The sequence below is a fragment of the Actinomadura sp. SCN-SB genome, from assembly GCF_043906805.1.
Taxonomy (GTDB): Bacteria; Actinomycetota; Actinomycetes; order Streptosporangiales; family Streptosporangiaceae; genus Spirillospora.
Genome location: NZ_JBIMPP010000003.1, coordinates 1 through 17,862 on the forward strand (window position 1 = coordinate 1; position 17,862 = coordinate 17,862).

The 17,862-nt window shown below is 73.3% G+C and carries 12 protein-coding genes; 3 read left to right on the plus strand and 9 right to left on the minus strand.

Annotation, left to right across the window (positions count from 1 at the left end; translation table 11 throughout):
* The 6 genes from ACGWYJ_RS02515 to ACGWYJ_RS02540 form a co-directional block, all read right to left on the minus strand.
* Positions 1-939: carbohydrate ABC transporter permease (locus ACGWYJ_RS02515; protein ID WP_395103848.1), on the minus strand; the 939-nt coding region annotated here is incomplete at its 3' end.
* Between the two features lie 2 nt (positions 940-941).
* Positions 942-2,222, minus strand: a complete 1,281-nt coding sequence (locus ACGWYJ_RS02520) for an extracellular solute-binding protein (protein ID WP_395103849.1) — start codon at positions 2,220-2,222, stop codon at positions 942-944.
* Positions 2,223-2,314: 92 nt separating this feature from the next.
* Positions 2,315-5,038: a family 78 glycoside hydrolase catalytic domain gene (locus ACGWYJ_RS02525; protein ID WP_395103850.1), complete on the minus strand. Its 2,724-nt coding sequence runs from the start codon at positions 5,036-5,038 to the stop codon at positions 2,315-2,317.
* Between the two features lie 227 nt (positions 5,039-5,265).
* The gene (locus ACGWYJ_RS02530) at positions 5,266-6,684 is read right to left on the minus strand and encodes an FGGY family carbohydrate kinase (protein ID WP_395103851.1); all 1,419 of its coding nucleotides are present in this window, start codon (positions 6,682-6,684) and stop codon (positions 5,266-5,268) included.
* 14 nt (positions 6,685-6,698) lie between these two features.
* Positions 6,699-7,700, minus strand: a complete 1,002-nt coding sequence (locus tag ACGWYJ_RS02535; RefSeq protein ID WP_395103852.1) for a 2-hydroxyacid dehydrogenase — start codon at positions 7,698-7,700, stop codon at positions 6,699-6,701.
* 55 nt (positions 7,701-7,755) lie between these two features.
* Entirely contained in the window at positions 7,756-8,544 is a 789-nt protein-coding gene (locus ACGWYJ_RS02540) for a DeoR/GlpR family DNA-binding transcription regulator (protein WP_395103853.1), read from the minus strand.
* Between the two features lie 243 nt (positions 8,545-8,787).
* Here ACGWYJ_RS02540 and ACGWYJ_RS02545 point away from each other — a divergent pair, with 243 nt between their 5' ends.
* From ACGWYJ_RS02545 to ACGWYJ_RS02555, 3 genes are all read left to right on the plus strand, one after another.
* Entirely contained in the window at positions 8,788-10,263 is a 1,476-nt protein-coding gene (locus ACGWYJ_RS02545) for an FGGY-family carbohydrate kinase (protein ID WP_395103854.1), read from the plus strand.
* A 6-nt stretch (positions 10,264-10,269) separates the two neighbouring features.
* Positions 10,270-10,884, plus strand: a complete 615-nt coding sequence (locus ACGWYJ_RS02550; RefSeq protein ID WP_395103855.1) for a histidine phosphatase family protein — start codon at positions 10,270-10,272, stop codon at positions 10,882-10,884.
* 132 nt (positions 10,885-11,016) lie between these two features.
* Complete coding sequence (locus tag ACGWYJ_RS02555; RefSeq protein WP_395103856.1) at positions 11,017-13,020, plus strand: DNA/RNA non-specific endonuclease; 2,004 nt, start codon at positions 11,017-11,019, stop codon at positions 13,018-13,020.
* Position 13,021: 1 nt separating this feature from the next.
* Here the strand turns inward: ACGWYJ_RS02555 and ACGWYJ_RS02560 are convergent, their stop codons facing one another.
* Genes ACGWYJ_RS02560 through ACGWYJ_RS02570 form a run of 3 tightly spaced genes read right to left on the minus strand, consistent with a single transcriptional unit; the run spans position 13,022 to position 17,791 of the window.
* The gene (locus ACGWYJ_RS02560; protein WP_395103857.1) at positions 13,022-14,527 is read right to left on the minus strand and encodes an AMP-binding protein; all 1,506 of its coding nucleotides are present in this window, start codon (positions 14,525-14,527) and stop codon (positions 13,022-13,024) included.
* Positions 14,524-16,935, minus strand: a complete 2,412-nt coding sequence (locus tag ACGWYJ_RS02565; RefSeq protein ID WP_395103859.1) for a CoA transferase — start codon at positions 16,933-16,935, stop codon at positions 14,524-14,526. Before ACGWYJ_RS02565 ends, ACGWYJ_RS02560 begins: the two co-directional genes overlap by 4 nt.
* A 1-nt stretch (position 16,936) precedes the next feature.
* Positions 16,937-17,791 carry an alpha/beta fold hydrolase gene (locus tag ACGWYJ_RS02570; protein ID WP_395103860.1) on the minus strand — a complete coding sequence of 285 codons (855 nt, stop codon included), beginning with the start codon at positions 17,789-17,791 and terminating at the stop codon, positions 16,937-16,939.
* Positions 17,792-17,862 lie beyond the last annotated feature (71 nt).

A 17,862-nucleotide genomic window follows, 5' to 3' on the forward strand; every position in this document is an offset into this window, starting at 1 on the left:
CCGTCCCCGCAGGTAATGAATCTGCACCATCGACACGGCGGCCACGAACAGGGCCAGGACGAGGGCGATCGAGATGCTGTAGCCGTAGTTGCCGAACACGAACGCCTGCTTGTAGAGCACCGTCGACAGCGTCTCGCTGGCGTGCCCGGGTCCGCCCTGGGTCGCGGCGTAGACCTGGTCGAACAGCTTGAGCCCGCCGATGGTGGACAGCATCAGGTTGATGGTGACGGCGGGCGCCAGCAGCGGCCAGGTCACATGGCGGAAGCGCTGGAGGCGCCCGGCGCCGTCGATCATCGCGGCCTCGTGCAGCTCCTCGGGGACCCCCTCGAGACCGGCCAGGAAGATCACCATGGAGTAGCCGGCGAACTGCCAGATCACCATGCCCGCGATCGACCAGATGGCCAGGTCCGGGTTCCCCAGCCAGTCCTGCCGCAGCCCGCCCAGGCCCACCGCGCCGAGGATGCCGTTGAGCCCGGCGTCGGGCGCGGGGTTGTAGATGTACTTCCACAGGAACGCGACCATGACCGGGCTGACCACCGCCGGGGCGAAGAACACCACGCGCAGCACGGTCCGCGACTTGATCCTGGCGTGCACCCCGAGCGCCAGCAGCAGCCCGATGGCGTTCTGGACGAACACGATCGCCACGGTCAGCAGCAGCGTGTTGACCAGGGAGCCGCGCGCCGCGTCGTCGCGGAACAGCCGGACGAAGTTGTCCAGCCCGACGAAGCCGCGGTCGCCGAGGCCGTTCCAGTCGGTGAAGGCGTACACGACGCCGCTGAGGCTCGGATACAGCACCACCAGGGCGTACACGGCCAGGGCGGGCGCCGCGAACCACCACGGCGGGGACAGGAAACGGGAGCCCCGCCTCCGGCGGCGGCGGGGGGCCGCCGGAGGGGCCTCCCGCTTCGCCGCCGGGGCGGGATGGAGGGTCGAGGTCACGGTTACTGCGTCTTCCGATAGATCTCGTCCATCTTGGCGAGCGCCTTGGGGATCGTGGTCCGGCCGCCGAGCAGCTCCTGCACCGCGGCGAAGTGCGCGGGCTGGACCTCGGCGTTCGGCCACGCCTGGTCCATGAACGGTACGGCCTTGTTGCCGTCGATGAACGGCAGGAACGGCTCCAGCACGGGGTCGATCTTCGAGCTCGCGTCGCGGGAGAGCGGCACGCAGGCGACCGCCTCGGCCCAGGTGTTCATGGCCTTCTGCTCGCCCAGGTACTCCAGGAACGCCTTGGCCTCCTCCAGGTTCCTGCCGCGGGCACTGGCGCCCAGGCCGACGACCACGCCCGCCGGGATCCAGACCTGCGCGGCGTCGTCGGCGCCGGGCACCGGGAACATGCTCAGGTCGTCGGGGGACGAGGCGGCCTTGCGGAAGTCGGGCAGCACCGCCGACACCTGGATCGCCATCGCGGCCTTGCCGGTGGCCACCATCGCCGTCTGCTGCTCGAAGGTGGTGCCGTTGGGGTTGTCGTTGAAGAACCCGCGCTTCTGCAGGTCCAGGTACATCTCCAGCGCCTGGACCCAGCCCGAGTCGGCGAAGCTCGCCGAGCCCGCCTTCATCTGCTGATCGAACTGCGGGTTCTTGGCGTACACGGTGGACGGCACCAGCGCGTAGGTGATCAGCTGGGTGATCCACGGCGTCTGCGCGCCCAGCGCGATCGGCGTCGTGCCCTTCTTCTTGATCTTGTCGCAGACCGCGAGGAACTCGCTCCAGGTCTTGGGCGGCTCGACCTCGGCCTCCTGGAACACCTTCTTGTTGTAGATGGCGCCGATGACGCTCGACCCGGCCGAGTAGATGAAGGTCTTGCCGTCGTTCTGGAACGCCGGCTTGAGACCCTCGGGGATCCGCTTGGTCCACGCCTGGTCGCTCAGGTCGGCCAGCAGGCCCGCCTGCGAGATCTGCACCATGCTCATCGCCGAGCCGTTGCCCGGGTACACGACGTGGACGTCGGGGGCGTTGCCGGCGCCGAGCTGGGTGCGTACCGAGGTCTGCACCTGGTCGGTGGGAGCGAAGGACGTGCTGAACTTCGCCCTGGTGTAGCCCTTGAGCACCGCCTCGACGGCCTTCTGCTGGTCGGCGACGCCGACCAGGCGCAGCGTCCCCGAGCCGCCGCCGGAACCGGACGTGCCGCCGCACGCCGCCAGCGCGCCCATGGCGGCCACGCCGCCGGTCAGGCCGAGAAAGCCGCGGCGGCTGAGGGCTGCCGTGCGCAACGACGATGTCATGAGTCCTCCTCGAAACCGCGGCCCTGCGCCGCGATGGTCTTGCGCGGCCCCGAGGGCCGCCGATCGAGCGGCCGAGGCCGCCGGTGCCGTCCCTAGGGGGCGGCGATCATGGGATCGTCCGCCGTGAAGCGGTAGTCGCCCGAGGTCACCCGGCACAGGAGCGTTCCAGGCCCGGTGCCGAGGACCTCGACGCCTTCGGCGCCGTCCACCGGAACCCCGCCTTCCCGCACCCCGCCGGGATCGCCGGTGGGCACGTGGACGACGGCGGTCGCCCCGGGCGGGACGCTCACCTCCAGCCGCAGGACGCCGTCCTCGCGCGCCCACGCGGTCGCGACGACGCCGCGCACGGAGGTGTAGGTGGCGCGCGCCCACGCGAGATCGCCGGGACGGGGGCGGATCAGCAGCTCGCGGTAGCCGGTGGAGCCCGGGGCCTGGGCCAGCCCGGCGACGCCCTGGTAGAGCCATTCGCCGATCGAGCCCAGCGCGTAGTGGTTGAAGGAGTTCATCGCCGCCGCCTGGAACCCGCGCTCGTCGGTGTAGCCGTCCCAGCGCTCCCAGATCGTGGTCGCGCCGTGCCGCAGCGGGAACAGCCACGACGGCGGGTCGGTCCTGCGCAGCAGCGCGTGCGCCAGGTCGGGCCGCCCGCAGGCGTCCAGGACGGGGGCGATCAGGCCCACGCCGAGGAACCCCGTGGTGACGCCGGGGCCCGCGGCCTCGACCAGTTCGGCCAGGCGCTCGGCGGCACGCGACGCCGCCTCGCCGCCGTTGCCGCCCGGCAGCAGCTCGAACGCCAGCGCCAGCAGGTACGCGGTCTGGGTGTCGCCGGCGATCCGGCCGCCGGGCGTGACGAAGCGCTCGGCGAAGGTCTTGCGGATGTGCCCGGCGAGCGTCCCGTACCGGTCCGCGAGGTCGTCCCTGCCCAGGACCCCGGCCGCGCGGGCGGTGAGTTCCGTGCTGCGTGCGAAGTACGCGGTGGCGACGACCTCGCGCGGCGTGGGCGTGGGCGCGAGCCAGTCGGCGAAGTGCGGGCCTACCCTGTGGCGCCACACCAGGTCGGGGTTGTGCCGGTGGACGAAGTCGACCCAGGCGCACATCGCGTCGAGATTGCGCTCCAGGAACCGCTCGTCCCCGTACACCCGGTACAGGTGCCAGGGCACCAGGACGCCGGCGTCGCCCCAGCCGGGGGCGCCCTCGTCGGCGACCCCGGCCAGCCTCGGCGCCACGTTGGGGAAGCAGCCGTCCGGCGACTGGGCGCCGCGCACCTCCCGCAGCCAGCCTTCGAAGAAGGCGGCCACGTCCGCGTTCAGGCAGGCGGTCGGCAGGAACACCTGGGCGTCGGCGAGCCAGCCGAGCCGCTCGTCGCGCTGCGGGCAGTCGGTCGGGACGCTGACGAAGTTGGACCGCTGACCCCACACGATCGCCCGGTGCAGCCGCTCGATGTCGGGGTCGGAGCAGGCGAACTCGCCCACCCACGGGGTGTCGCTGTGCAGGACGACCCCCGTGATGTCGGACGGGTCCAGCTCGCGCAGGCCGCTGACCTCGGCGTAGCGGAAGCCGTGGTAGGTGAAGCGCGGCTCGAACACGACCACGGCGTCATCGCCCCCGATGAGGACGTCCGTGGCGTCGGCGGTGCGCAGGTTGTCGGTGTAGAGGGCGCCGTCCGCGTCCAGGGCCTCGCCGTGCCGGATCACCACGCGGGCGCCCGGGGTGAGACCGCGGGCGGTGAGGCGCACCCGGCCCGCGAAGTTCTGGCCGAAGTCGACCAGGTGACGGTCGTCGCCGACGCGCGTGACGGTACGGGCGGCGAGTTCCCCGACGGCGCGCACCGGCGGCGCCACGGCGGCGGTGAGCAGGTCGTGGTCGTCGCCGGTGACCTGCGCGGGCAGCCAGCCCTCCGCGTCGCCGAACCCGGGACGGTCCCAGCCCGGGGTGTCGCGGCGCAGGTCGTGGCACTCGCCCTTGAGCAGGTCGGCGTACCGGATGGGGGAGCGGCGGGTGCGCCACGTCCCATCGGTGACGATCACCTCGCGGCGGCCGTCCGCGTGGTGGAGGTGCAGCTCGGCGAGGAGCTGCGGGAACGTTCCGTAGTGGGCGCCGGAGCGGCGCGGGTCGAAGCCGACGAAGCCGCTCCACCAGCCGTCGGCGAGGGTCGCGGCCAGGACGTTCTCGCCCGCCGCGACGAGGCCGGTCACGTCGTGGGTCCGGTAGTCGATGCGGTCGCGGTAGTCGGTCCAGCCGGGGGCCAGCTCGTCGTCGCCGACGCGGTGACCGTTCAGCCTCAGCTCGTACAGCCCGCGGGCGGTGACGTAGAGGCGGGCGCGGACGGGCGGCTCGGCCGGGACCTGGAAGGGGCGGCGCAGCCGGACGGCCGGGGACAGGCCGTGGTCGGCGAGGGCCACCTCGCCCTCCTCCGGCGCGTCCACCACGTCGAGGTCGGAGGTGTCGTGGGCGATCCAGGACGCCTGCCAGGCCGCGGGGGACATCTGCCCGGTCTCGAACCAGGAGCCCGCCTCGGCGGTGGCGCCGTCCCGGCCGGTGACGGCGACCTCCCAGCGGTAGCGCGTGCGGGCGGTGAGCGGGGCGCCCGCGTAGCGGACGGACACCGCCGCCGGGTCGCTCACCCATCCCGTGTCCCAGGACAGGGCGCCGGACTCGTCCCAGACCCGCACCCGGTGGCGGGCGGGGGCGTCGCCGCGGCGTGAGGAGGCGAGCCGCCACGACAGCAGCGGGGCCCGCTCGTCGATGCCGAGCGGCTCGGTCCGCTGCTCGCAGCGAAGGCCGAGGGGCGCCAGCGCCGCGATGGCCTCGCCGGTCATGGATCGCCTCCTGAACGAATTTTCTGTGAATTAACACTCACAAGTGTGAGGTTGAGCGTAGAGAGGGTGGTGTTGGAGTGTCAAGATGCCGGGTACATCACGTTAACTTGGGTCGTGTCCGGACCCTAGAACAGCCGCTCAAGCAGGCATGAAGCGCAGCTTTCCGTCCTGCGGGCAGGGCGGAAAGCTGAGCGATAGATGATGTGCGATTACAACACACCGACTTGTTACGAACCGCTGCGCCAGCGTTCTCGGGCGGCCTCCACCCGCGCCTTGTACACCTCGTACTCCTCTGCGTAGAACGCCGCCCGCGTCCCGTCCGGGTCCCGGACGGAGGCGGGACGGGTCCAGGCCGCGGCGTCCAGCTCGGGACTGCCCGCGAGCACCGCACCGCGCGCCCCGGCCTCGCCCGCGGCCACGCGCAAGGGCCGTCCCAGGACGCCGGCGAACAGCTCCAGCCATCCGTCGCTGCGCGTGCCTCCGCCCGCCACCGACAGCGCTCCGCTCAGCCCGGCCGCGTCCAGGCAGTGCCGTGCCGCGTACGCGATCCCCTCGCAGGTGGCGCGCACCAGATCAGCGGTGGTGGTCTCCAGGCTCACACCGGTGATCTCGGCACGCGCCGCCGGCTCGACGAACGGCGCGCGCTCACCCGAGGGCGAGAAGAAGGGCAGCACCCGCACGCCGCGCGCCCCCGGCGGCGACTCCGCCAGCAGGGCGTCCAGATCGCGATGGGACGCACCGACCCTGGCCAGCACCCATTCCAGCGCCGCCGTCCCCACCATCGCGGGCATGCCGCGCAGCCACCGGTCGGGACGCGTGGTGGCGAAGTGGAACCCGGTCGGCTCGCCGTCCAGCGCCGGCTCGTCCACCACGGCCAGGCACGCCAGCGTCGTGCCGATGATCAGCAGTCCGTCGCCCGGCTCGGTCACGCCCGCGCCCAGCGCGCAGGCGGGCACGTCGAACGGCCCCGCGGTGATCGGCGTACCGGGCGGCAGCGGCCCATCGCCGAGCGGCTCGCCGCGCGGCAGCGGCTCGGCGATCGGCGCGAGCAGGCCCGCCCTGTGCGACAGGCCGCAGGCGTCCAGGGACGCGGCGTCGTACGCACGCGCGCGGGGATCGAGGAACGGCACCGAGGCGTCGCTGGCATCGGTCGCGCGCACCCCGGTGAAGCGCTGGAACACCACGTCCTTGCAGTAGGCGGCCGTGGCGGCGGCGTCGAGCGCGCCGGGCTCGTGCCGGTCGAGCCAGGCCAGGATCGGCGCCGGGCAGCCGGGGAACAGGGCGTTGCCGGTGCGCGCGAAGACCTCCGCCGCCACGCCGCCCGCCGTCCACTCGTTGACGATCGCGGCGGACCGGCCGTCCATCCAGGAGATCGCGGGACGGACCGGTCTCGCCCGCCCGTCCACCAGCCACACGCCGTCGCCCTGGCCGGTCAGCCCGACGGCGGCGGGACGCCCGCCCAGGCGCGGGCGCAGCGCGCCGAGCACGTCCGCGGCGGCGGCCACGACCTCCTCGGTGTCCTGCTCGACCCGGGAGTCGCTGCGCAGCGTGCGCGCGGGACGCGACTCGACGGCGAGGGCACGGCCGTCCTCGTCGAACGCCGCGGCCTTCACCACCGACGTGCCCACGTCGATCCCGACGTACATCAGCGAGCCTCCGGTCAGATCGGATTGAGGCAGTGCGCCAGCGGCTCGCCCCGGTGCAGCCGTCCGACCTCGGCGGCGACGATGCGGGCGGCCTTCTCGGCGACGGCGCGGCTCGCGCCGCCCAGATGCGGGGTCAGCACGACGCCGGGCATACCGAACAGGCGCGAGCCCGCGGGCGGCGGCTCCACGGCGAAGGTGTCCAGGCCCGCGCCGAGCAGGTGACCGGACTCCAGCGCGTCGCACAGCGCGTCCTCGTCCAGCAGCGGGCCCCTGGCACAGTTGATCACGACGGAGCCGGGTGGCATCAGGGCCAGCTCGCGCGCCCCGATCATGCCGCGGTTCTCCGGTGTGAGCCGGGCGTGCAGGGACAGCACGCGGGACCGGCGCAGCAGCTCGTCCAGGCTGGAGACGCCCCCCGGCAGGTACGGGTCGTAGATCTGGACGTCGGCGCCGAAGCCCTCCAGGATCCGGGCGACCCGGCCGCCGACCGCGCCGCCGCCGACCAGCCCGACCGGCGTGCCCTCCAGCTCCAGTCCGGTGGCCTCGTAGGTGTAGTACCGGCCGCCCCACTCGCCCCGTCCCGCCAGCGCGGCGTGGGTCTCGGGGATGCGGCGCAGGACGGCCAGCAGCAGGCCCACGGTGTACTCGGCGGTCGCGGTCGCGTTGCGTCCCGGCGCGTAGCAGACCCGGACGCCGCGTTCGGTGGCCGCCTCCACGTCGACGTTGACGGGTCCGCCGCGGGCGACGGCCACCAGGCGCAGGCCGGGCGCGTTGTCCAGGACCTTCGCGGTGACGGGGGCCATCTGGGTCACGCACGCCTCGGCGCCGGCCAGCGCCTCGATCATGGTGTCCTCGTCGCCGGACGCCTCGTCCACCTCGCCCACCGGGCCGAACGGGACGATCGGCCAGGGCAGTTCGAGGCGGCGGACGTCGGCGGCCTCGCCCAGCTCGGCGGCCAGCGCGTCGGCCAGCAGCTCCGGGAGGACGAAGCGGTCTCCCGCGGCCAGCACTCTCATCGGGTCTCTCTCATAGGATCGTGGGTGGGAGCTCGGTCTCCCGCGCTTCCGTTCCTCAGGTGACGGCCACGTCGTAGGTGACCTTGTGCTCGTCCAGCTCGCGCAGGGCCTCGGGCTTCGCGCCGTCGTCGACGATGACGCGCTCGAACACCGACAGCGGCGCCACCCGGTGCAGCGCGACGCGGCCGAGCTTGGAGTGGTCGACGAGCAGCACGTTGCGCGCCGCGGCCTCCAGCATCGCCCGCTTGACCGACACGATGTGCTGCTCCTGGTGGTAGGCGTATCCGCCGGACACGGCCGAGGTCGACACGAAGCACAGGTCGACGTTCAGCGCGGTCACGGCGTCCACGCACGAGACCCCGAGGAAGGAGTCGTGCAGCGGGTCGTACTCCCCGCCCAGCGCCATCAGCCGGATGCCGCGCTCGCGCGCCAGCAGGTTGGTGGTCTCCAGGAAGTTGGTGACCACGGTCAGCGGCGTCACGTCGCTCAGCCTGCGGGCCAGCGCCAGCGTGGTCGTGGAGTCGTCGAGCATCACCGCCATGCCGGGCTCGACCAGCGCGGCGGCCTTGGCCGCGATCGCGTCCTTGGCCGCCTGCATCGTCTTCATCCGGTAGGCGACGTTGCTCTCGAACACCCCTGACGGCTGCGCGGTGACCCCGCCCCGGTATTTGCGGACGATGCCCTGCCGTTCGAGCTCGTCCAGGTCGCGGTGGATCGTCATGAGGCTGACGCCGAACCGCTCGGCCAGGTCCCCGGCGGTGACCGAGCCGACCGACAGCACGTGGTCGGCGATGGCGCGGCGCCGCGCGTCCGGTCCGCGCCGACCGTTGTTGTCCTTGGTCATGCTGGGATCCTCTCGTGGCCGGGCACCGGCGGGCGGGCGTTCGGCCGCACGAAATGTCGGTACGGGGGAGCGTGATGTTAACAATCCTCGTACCGGCGTGACCGAGCTTGTAACATCCGGACCTCCCACGTCAAGCCCCTGCGACCTCGTGGGGGAGCGCCGGAGAGGGCGGCGGGCGGGTTGGTATGGTGCTTCAATACTGTAAGTTCACATTCTCAAGCGATAAAACAAGGGGGCCATATCGTGCGCGAGGGCTCGTCCGAACCCGTGTGGGTCGGCGTGGACGTCGGGACCCAGGGGGTGCGGGCCCTCGCCGTCACCGCCGGCGGCCGGGTGTCGGGCCGCGGGTCGGCGCCGCTGACCGGACGGCGCGACGGCGTGCGGCACGAGCAGCGGCCCTCCGACTGGTGGGCGGCCGTCACGGCGGCCACCCGCGAGGCGCTGCGCGGCCTCTCCCACGGCGCGGTGCGCGGCCTCGCCGTGTGCAGCACCTCGGGCACCGTCCTGCTGACCGACAAGGACGGGCGCCCGCTCACCGACGGCATCATGTACGACGACATGCGCGCGCCGGGCGAGGCGCGCGAAGCGCAGGAGGCCGGGGCCGAGCTGTGGGAACGGCTCGGGCACCGCATCCAGCCGTCGTGGGCGCTGGCCAAGGTGCTGTGGCTGGCCCGCACCCGTCCCGGCGACCTGGCCCACGCCCGCCTCGCGCACCAGTCCGACTTCGTCGTCGGGCGGTTGGTGGGACGCCCGGCCGCCACCGACTCCAGCCACGCGCTGAAGACCGGCTATGACGTCCTGGCCGAACGGTGGCCGCGCGACCTGCACGAACGGCTCGGCCTTCCGGCCACGCTGTTCCCCGAGGTGGTGCGTTCCGGAACGGTCCTCGGCGAGGTCGCGGAGGAGGCCGCCGAGGAGACGGGGCTCCCGGCGGGCACCGCGGTGGTCGCGGGCATGACCGACGGGTGCGCCGCGCAGCTCGGCTCGGGCGCGCTGCGGCTCGGCCGGTGGAACTCGGTGCTCGGCACCACGCTCGTCCTCAAGGGCGTGACCGACCATCCCGTCCGCGACCCCGCCGGGGTGATGTACAGCCACCGCGCGCCGGACGACGCCTGGCTGCCCGGCGGCGCGTCCAGCGTGGGCGCGGGCGTCCTCGCGGGCGTCGCCGACCTGGAACGCCTGGACGCGCTGGCCGCCGCGCACGAGCCGTCCAGCGTGGTCGCCTACCCGCTGGTGTCGACCGGCGAGCGCTTCCCGTTCCTCGCCCCCCAGGCCGAGGGCTTCCTGCTCGGCACGCCCCGGGACGAGGGCGACCGGCACGCCGCGCTGCTCCAGGGCGTCGCGTTCGTCGAGCGGCTGGCGCTGGCCTACGTCCAGCAGCTCGGCGCCGCCGTCGAGGGGCCGGTGACCTTCACCGGGGGCGCGACCCGCAGCGCCTACTGGAACCAGCTCCGCGCGGACGTCCTCGGCCGTCCCGCGCGGATCCCCGAGCACGCCGACGCGGCGCTGGGCATGGCCGTCCTCGCCGCGTACGGCACCACGCACGGCCGCTCGACGGCGGAGGTGGCCGAGTCGATGGTGCGCGTCCGGACCGTGGTGGAGCCGCGTCCCGGCATGACCGAGCGGTTCACGGCCCCGTTCCACCGGCTCGTGGACGAACTGGAACAGCGCGGATGGCTGCCCGCCGAAGCGGCCGTCCACGCACGAGAGCGCGGGTGACCGAACATGGGCAGCGCCCCCCAGAGCAGCACGCTCTTCCTGGTCCGGCACGGCCAGACCGAATGGCACGCGGAGAACCGGTACGCGGGCGTCAGCGACGTCGCGCTCACCAGAACCGGACGGGACCAGGCCGAGCGGCTCGGCCGATGGGCGCGGGGCGCGGGCGTGGACGCGGTGTGGGCCTCGCCGCTGAGCCGGTCGAGGGCCACGGCCGCCCCGGCGGCGTCCGTTCTCGGCCTGCCGATCGCGATCGACGGCGACCTGGCGGAGGTGGACTTCGGCGCGGCCGAGGGCCACACGCTCGCCGAGCTGCCACGGGCCGAGGTGGACGCGTTCCTGGCCGACCCCGTCGCGAACGCCTTCCCCGGCTCCGAAGATCCCCGTAAGGCCGTCGAGCGCGGAACGGCCGCCCTGCGGCGCATCGCGTTCCGGCATCACGGCGAACGGGTGCTGGTCGTCGCCCACAACACGCTGCTGCGGCTGACCCTGTGCGGGCTGCTGGGCATCGACCCGTCCCGCTACCGGACGGTCTTCCCCCGGATCCACAACTGCGCCGTCACCGAGGTGCGGATCACCGGCACCGACACGGCGCTGCTGAGCTACAACGTCCCCATCCCCTAGCGACTTCTTTTAGGGAGTCCTTGGCCGGTACTCGCCACGAGTGCGCTGGAGAAATCTCTGGCATGCGAGGAAAATCCGGTATGAGGGGATCGCGGCTTCGGGCCCGGCCCATCTCCGGACGGGGGCGTACGGATGGACTTCCACGACCGCGAGCGCGCACGCCGGCACGAGGCGGCACGGCGGGTGGCCGAGCGGGAACCGGTACGGCGCGAGAACGAGACCGTGCTCCGCTCCGAGGGCGTCGCCGCCGCCGACAGCTCCGAGCGGATCGCCAAGCGGATCCACCGGCTGAACCGCTTCTACGGGGACGGCGGCCTGCTGGAGCCGGAGGCGGCCGGGCCCGCCGCCCGGCTCGAAAAGATCATCAACACCGTGGACTATGTGGGCGTGCGCTACCTGGACGCCGGGGTGGCCGCCGCCCGCGCCGTCGGCCGGGTGAACATCCGCGACGACCGCGGACGGACGCTGGGGTTCGGCACCGGCTCGATGGTGTCCCCCGCGCTGCTGCTGACCAACCACCATGTGCTGCCGGACGCCGCCACCGCGGCCACCAGCGTCATCGAGTTCGATTACCAGGACGGCGTCGACGGGCGGCCGCTGGCCCCGGTCGTCCATCCGCTCGACCCGGACCGGTTCTTCCTGGCCGACGAGGAACTGGACTTCGCCCTGGTCGCGGTAAGCGCGTCCGCCGCCGAACTGGCGCCGTTCGGGTTCAACCGGATGATCGAAGCCGAGGGAAAGGCCATCCTCGGCGAGTTCGTCACGATCGTCCAGCACCCGCGTGGCGACAAGAAGCAGGTGGCGCTGCGCGAGAACCGGATCGTCGACATCCCCGAGCTCTTCCTGCACTATTCGGCCGACACCGAGCCCGGCTCGTCGGGTTCGCCGGTGTTCAACGACCAGTGGGAGATCGTGGCGCTGCACCACGCGAGCGTCCCGGCGCCGGGCAGGGTCGAGTTCGGCGGCGTCCTCAACGAGGGGATCCGCATCAGCCGGATCTGCCGTAAGGTGCGCGAGGCCGGCCTGGCGGGCCCGCGGCGCGCGCTCGTTGAGCAGCTCTTCGCGCCCGGACGCGCCGAGGGGCGGGCCGCGTCCCTCCCGGCCGGTCCCGTGACCGGCGTGCCGTCGCCCTCCGCCGGTACGGCCCCGGCACCGGCGAGCCCGCAGAGTTCCACGCTCCTGTCCACGCCGGCTCCGCCCGCGCCGGTGGACGGGACGGTCACCATCTCGGTGCCGCTGGAGATCACCGTCCGGTTCGCGGACGGCCGGACGCTTGCGGCGGCCACGACGGCCGCGGGGGCGGGCGAGGCGGTCACGATCGACCCCGACTACACCACGCGCGGCGGCTACGACCCCGCGTTCCTGGCCCGCCCGCTGCCACTGCCCGTCCTGCCGCCCGAACTGGCCAGGGTCGCCTCCGTCGAGCTGCGCTACCACCACTTCAGCGTGATCATGCACCGCCAGCGCCGGCTCGCGCTGTTCACCGCGTGCAACATCGACGGCAAGCGGGCGCGGCGGCCGCGGCGGGAGAGCGACCGGTGGATCCTCGATCCCCGGCTGCCCGCGACCGAGCAGACCGGCGAGGACGTCTACCGCGACAACGACCTGGACCGCGGGCACCTGGTGCGCCGCCTGGACCCCGCGTGGGGCGACAGCGACGCCCAGGTCAAGGCGGCCAACGACGACACCTTCCACTTCACCAACTGCACGCCGCAGCACCACGAGTTCAACGCGGGAAGCACGCTGTGGGCGGGCCTGGAGGACTACGTCCTCAACAACGCCGACAACCACGACCTCGCGGTCAGCGTGCTGACCGGTCCCGTGCTGGCCCCCGACGACGACGTCTACCGTGGCGTACAGCTGCCCCGCCAGTTCTGGAAGGTCGTGGCCATGGCCAAGCAGGACGGGCTGTCGGTCACCGGCTACCTGCTCAGCCAGTCGTCCCTGATCGCCGACCTGCCGACCGAGGAGTCCTTCTCCTACGGGGCCTACCGGACGTACCAGGTGCCGGTGCGGCGCATCGCCGAGCTGACGGGCCTGGGCCTGGACACGCACATCCAGGCCGATCCGCTGGAACGGCTGGAGACCACGCCCCTGCCGCGCGAGGTCACCGGCGCCGACGACCTCGTGCTCTGACTCACGCCCGTTCCCGCCGGCCATCCCAGGTGGCCGGGGTGACGCCGCGCTCGCGGAGGGCGGCCTTGCGGACCTTGCCGGTCTCGGTGAGCGGCAGCGAGGCCATGATCTCGACGTACCGCGGCACCGCGAAGGGCGGCAGCTCGCCCGCGCAGTGCCGGACGAGGTCGGCCGGGTCCAGCGCGCGGCCGGGCCGGACGGTCACGGCCACCATGACCTCGTCCTCGGCCAGCTCCGAAGGGACGGGGAACGCGGCGGCCTCGGCGACGGACGGGTGCGTGCGCGCGGCCGACTCGACCTCGTACGAGGAGATGTTCTCGCCGCGCCGCCGGATGACGTCCTTGATCCGGTCGACGAAGCGGTACCGGCCATCGGGCTCGCGGACCACGCGGTCGCCGGTCCGCTGCCACGAGTCCGGCGGCTCGGGAGGGTCGCCCACGTACCCGGTGGAGAACGCGTACGGCTGATGGCTGCGCACGACGAGTTCGCCCGGCGTCCCGTCGGACACGGGGCGCAGCCGCTCGTCGACGACCCGCGCGGAGAAGCCGGGACGGAGAACGCCCATGAACCCCGGACGGCAGCCGTCTGCGCCGCTCCCGATCACAAGGTTGGTCTCCGTCGAGCCGAAGCCGTCGATGAGCGTGACGCCGAAACGCTCGCGGAAGGGCTCCCACAGGTGCGCGGGAGTGGCCGGCGCTAGCGCCCGCCAGGCACGGTGCCCGCGGTCCTGCGGTCCGGCCGGTTGCGCCATCAGCATCGGCACCATCGCGCCGAGCAGGTAGAGCACGGTGGCGCCGGCCTCGGCGACGCGCGTCCAGTGACGGGACGCGGAGAACTTCGGGCCGAGCGTGTAGGCGGCCCCGGACACCATCGCCTGCGCGATCGCGTTCAGCGCGTTGGTGTGGAACAGCGGCAGGGGCGTGTAGAGGACGTCGTCGCTGGTGAGCGCCAGCGAGTCCGCGACGTTCAGGCCCCACCATCCGAACTGCGCATGCGGGCAGCGCACTCCCCGTGACGGTCCGGTGGTGCCCGAGGTGAACAGGATCGCGGCCGTCTCCTCGGGACGTACCGGAGCCGGGGGAAGGGGCGGTGCCTCGCCGGGCGCCGGCTCGTCCCGCCCGATGAGCCAGAGCACCCCGCCGTACCCGGCCTGGGTGATGCGCTCGGCGTACTCCGGTTCGGTGGCCAGGTACGCCGCGTCGGCGACGTCCAGCGCGTGCCGGAGGCCCTGGCCGCGCAGGCCGGTGTTGAGCGGGACCAGCACCGCGCCCAGCCAGGCGCAGCCGAGCACGAGGTCCAGCAACTCCGGCCGGTTCGCCGACATGGCGGCGAGCCGGTCGCCGCGCCGCACCCCGCGGGCGGCCAGCGCCCCCGCCACGCGCGCCGCGACCTCGGCCGCCTCGCGGTAGGTGCGCCGCACGTCCCCCGCGCGCAGGAAAGGGCGCCCGCCGAAACGGCCGGCCGCGTCGATGAGGAGGCCCGGGATGGTCGTCGGGCCGTCGGTCAACGCAGGACCCCGGCGTCGCGGAGCCTCCGGATCCGGTCCGGGGACAGCCCGGCGACCTCGCGCAGTACCGCGTCGGTGTCGGCCCCCAGCAGCGGCGCGGTGGCGCGGATCCCGCCCGCGTTACGGCTCAGCCGGATCGGCGTGCCCTCGTGCAGGAACGCGCCCGCCACCGGATGCTCCGCGCGCACGTAGAAGCCGCGGGCGCGCAGCTGCGGATCCTGTTCGACCAGGTCCCGGCCGTTCTGCACGGCGCCCGCCGGAATCCCGCGCGCCTGGAGCGACTCGGCGGCGGCGTCGGCGGGCAGGGTCCGCGCCCACGCGGCCAGCGCCTCCTCGATCCCGTCCGCCGCGGCGGGATGGCCGATCACCGAGCACAGCGCCCGGCGCTCCTCCTCCGACCGGACGCTCACGGCCAGCCACCGGTCCGGCCCCAGGCACCGGTACACGCCGTGCGGGCTCCAGGACGGGTGGGAGTTGCCGCGCGGCTCGGGCGGGACGGGCGCGATCACGCTGGTGCCCATGTGCGCGGTCATGGCTTCAAGCTGGGACAGGTCGATGTGCTGGCCGCGTCCCGTCCGGTCCCGGTGCTCCAGCGCGGCGACGGTGGCGAGGGCGGCCTGCAACCCGGCCACGATGTCGCCGTGCCCGTAGATCACGCCGACCACGTCGTCGGCCGACCACCCGGTCAGCCCGGTCAGCCCGGAACTCGCCGAGACGGTGTCGGCGTAGGAGACCCACCCGCTGCGCGGCCCGGTGTGGCCCATGCCCGACATGCTCACGTAGATGATGTCGTGCCTGAGCTCGCGCAGCGCCTCGTACCCGAGCCCCATCTTCCTCATCACCGTGGCGCTGAAGTTCTCCACGACCACGTCGCTGGCGGCGATGAGCTCGCGCAGCACCGCCAGGCCCTCCTCCGAGCGCAACGTGAGCGCGACACTGCGCTTGTTGCGGTTGACCTCGTTGAAGTAGCCGTTCGCGTTCGGGTCGGTTCCCGGAACGGAGCGCCGGCGGAGTGTAGGGGGCCGACCCGAACTGTCAGTTCGGGGGGTGTGGGGGGTCGTCCCCCCACCATGAAGCGAGTCGGTGTGTCGGGGGGTGTGGGGGGTCGTCCCCCCACCATGAAGCGAGTCGGTGTGCGGCCCCCGGGACAGGTGCATGAACGGCGCGAACCGCGTGGGGTCGGGACGCGTCTCCGACTCCACCTTGATCACTTCGGCGCCGTGGTCGGCCAGGACCTTGGTGCAGTACGGCCCGGCCAGCACCCAGGTCAGGTCGAGCACCCGGACCCCGGTCAGGACGGGCGCGTCCGAACCCGCGCCGTTCGTGGCAGGGCGGCCGGGCTCGCGGGGCTCGTCGAGCAGCGCCTGGTCGGCGCCCCGCTCGGCCACGGTGAGGGACGTGACGCGCCGCCCCTCCGGGAAGGCGAACGGGAAGCCCAGATCGGTGCGTTCCCCGTGCGGTGTCCGTGCTCGCAGGAAGAAGCCGCGGGCGCTGAGCTGGGGGTTGGCGGTCAGCTCGTCGGGGCGCTCGACCGCCGCCCACGGCAGCTTCCTGGCCTGCGCCGCCTCGGCGAAGGCGGCCTTGGGCCACTTGCCGACGAAGTCCTGGACGACCTCGAACACGTGCCGCTGGTGCCGCTTGCGTTCCACCGGGTCCTGCCAGCGCGGCTCGTCCAGGTCGGCCTGCGCGTTCTCCTCGCGCATCCAGGCCAGCAGCGCGTCCCACATGCGGGGGCTGCCGCCGAGCCCGCCGCCCAGGTAGCCGTCCGAGGCGCGGAACAGGGCGTGCGGCACCAGCGGGTGCTCCCGTCCCGGGCGCGGCGGCACGCGGTCCTCGTGCAGGTACGCCAGCGTGCCCGCCTCCAGGCTCGCGGCCACGCACTCCTGAGCGGAGACGTCGATGAGCTGGCCGCCGCCGCTCCGCCGCGCCCGCAGGCCCAGCAGGACGGCGATCGCGGCGTTCACGCCCGCGAGCTGCTCGGCCTGGTTCTCCGGGAGCGAGAGCGGCGGCCCGTCGGGATCGCCGACCTGCGCCAGCATGCCCCCGAGCGCCGCCACCACCAGGTCGGTGCCCTGCCAGGAGCCGCGCGGGCCGTCGCACCCGAACGGCGTCACCCGGACATGGACCACGTGATCGGGCGCCCGGGCGCCGTCGGGGGTGCCGTCGAGCAGCACGTCGGCGGTCTCCAGCAGCCGCCGCAGCCCGGCCTCGTCGCCCTCCTCCAGGACGACCGACCGCTTGCCCCCGTGCCAGTGCGCGAAGGACCAGCCGTCCAGCTCCTCCCGCGTGGGGTCGCCGTCCGGCGGCTCGACCAGCACCACCTCGTGCCCGAGCCCCACCAGCAGCCTGCCCGCGAAACGCGTGAACGGGCTGGACAGCTCGACGACCCGTACGGCCGGCTCCGCCATCTCAGTGCTCCTGGTTCAGGAAGCCGGTGACGACGCTGTAGTAGTCGTAGGGGCGTTCCTCCTGGAGATGGTGGGAGGCCCGGTCCATGACGTGCAGGTTGCCCTTCGGCATCATGCGGGCCAGCATCAGCGGGTAGTCGGGGGTGAGGAACGCGTCGTACATGCCCCACATGAACAGGGTCGGCGCCTGGATCGTCCCGAGCACGTCCCCCAGCTCCTGCCATTCGCCGCGCGGGTCGTCGGACGCCGCGGCCAGGGCCATCTCGCCGGGATCGATGCTCTGCTCGTAGCGCATCGTCACGGTCTCGTCGGGGATGGCGCTCTCGTCGTACCACTCCAGCCGGGCCATCAGCTCGCGCATCTTCTCCCAGGACGGCCCCGTGCCGCCGAAGTACACGTCCCGGGCCTTGCGGCCGCGGTGACCGCGCTCGGGGAGCGGCGCCAGCGGGCCGTGCCACACCGGCTGGCTGCCCGTGACGACCAGCGAGCGCACCCGATCGGGGTAGAGGGCGGCCAGGTTGAGCGCGATCGTCCCGCCCCAGGAGTTGCACACGAAGTCGGCGCGGTCCAGGCCCAGCGTGTCCATCAGCGCGACCGTCTTGGCGGCGTGGAAGTCCCACATCGGGCCCTTGATCACGCACTTCTCGGACTTGCCGTACTGCAGGATGTCCACCAGGAAGACCCGGCGGTCGGCGGCGAACAGCGGGGCCACCTGCCCGAAGTCGGACCAGCCGGTGCAGCCGGGCCCGCCCCCGTGCAGGAAGATCGTGGGGCTGCCCTGCCCCAGCTCGATGTAGTGGTAGGTGACACCGTCCGCCTTCGCGTAGGCGCCCTCCGGCGCCGGCCGAATCCGCATGAGGTCCATGATCCCGAATCGTGGTCGCGGGGCCGGACGCGGTCGAGCGGGACGGTCCGCTGAGCGGGCCG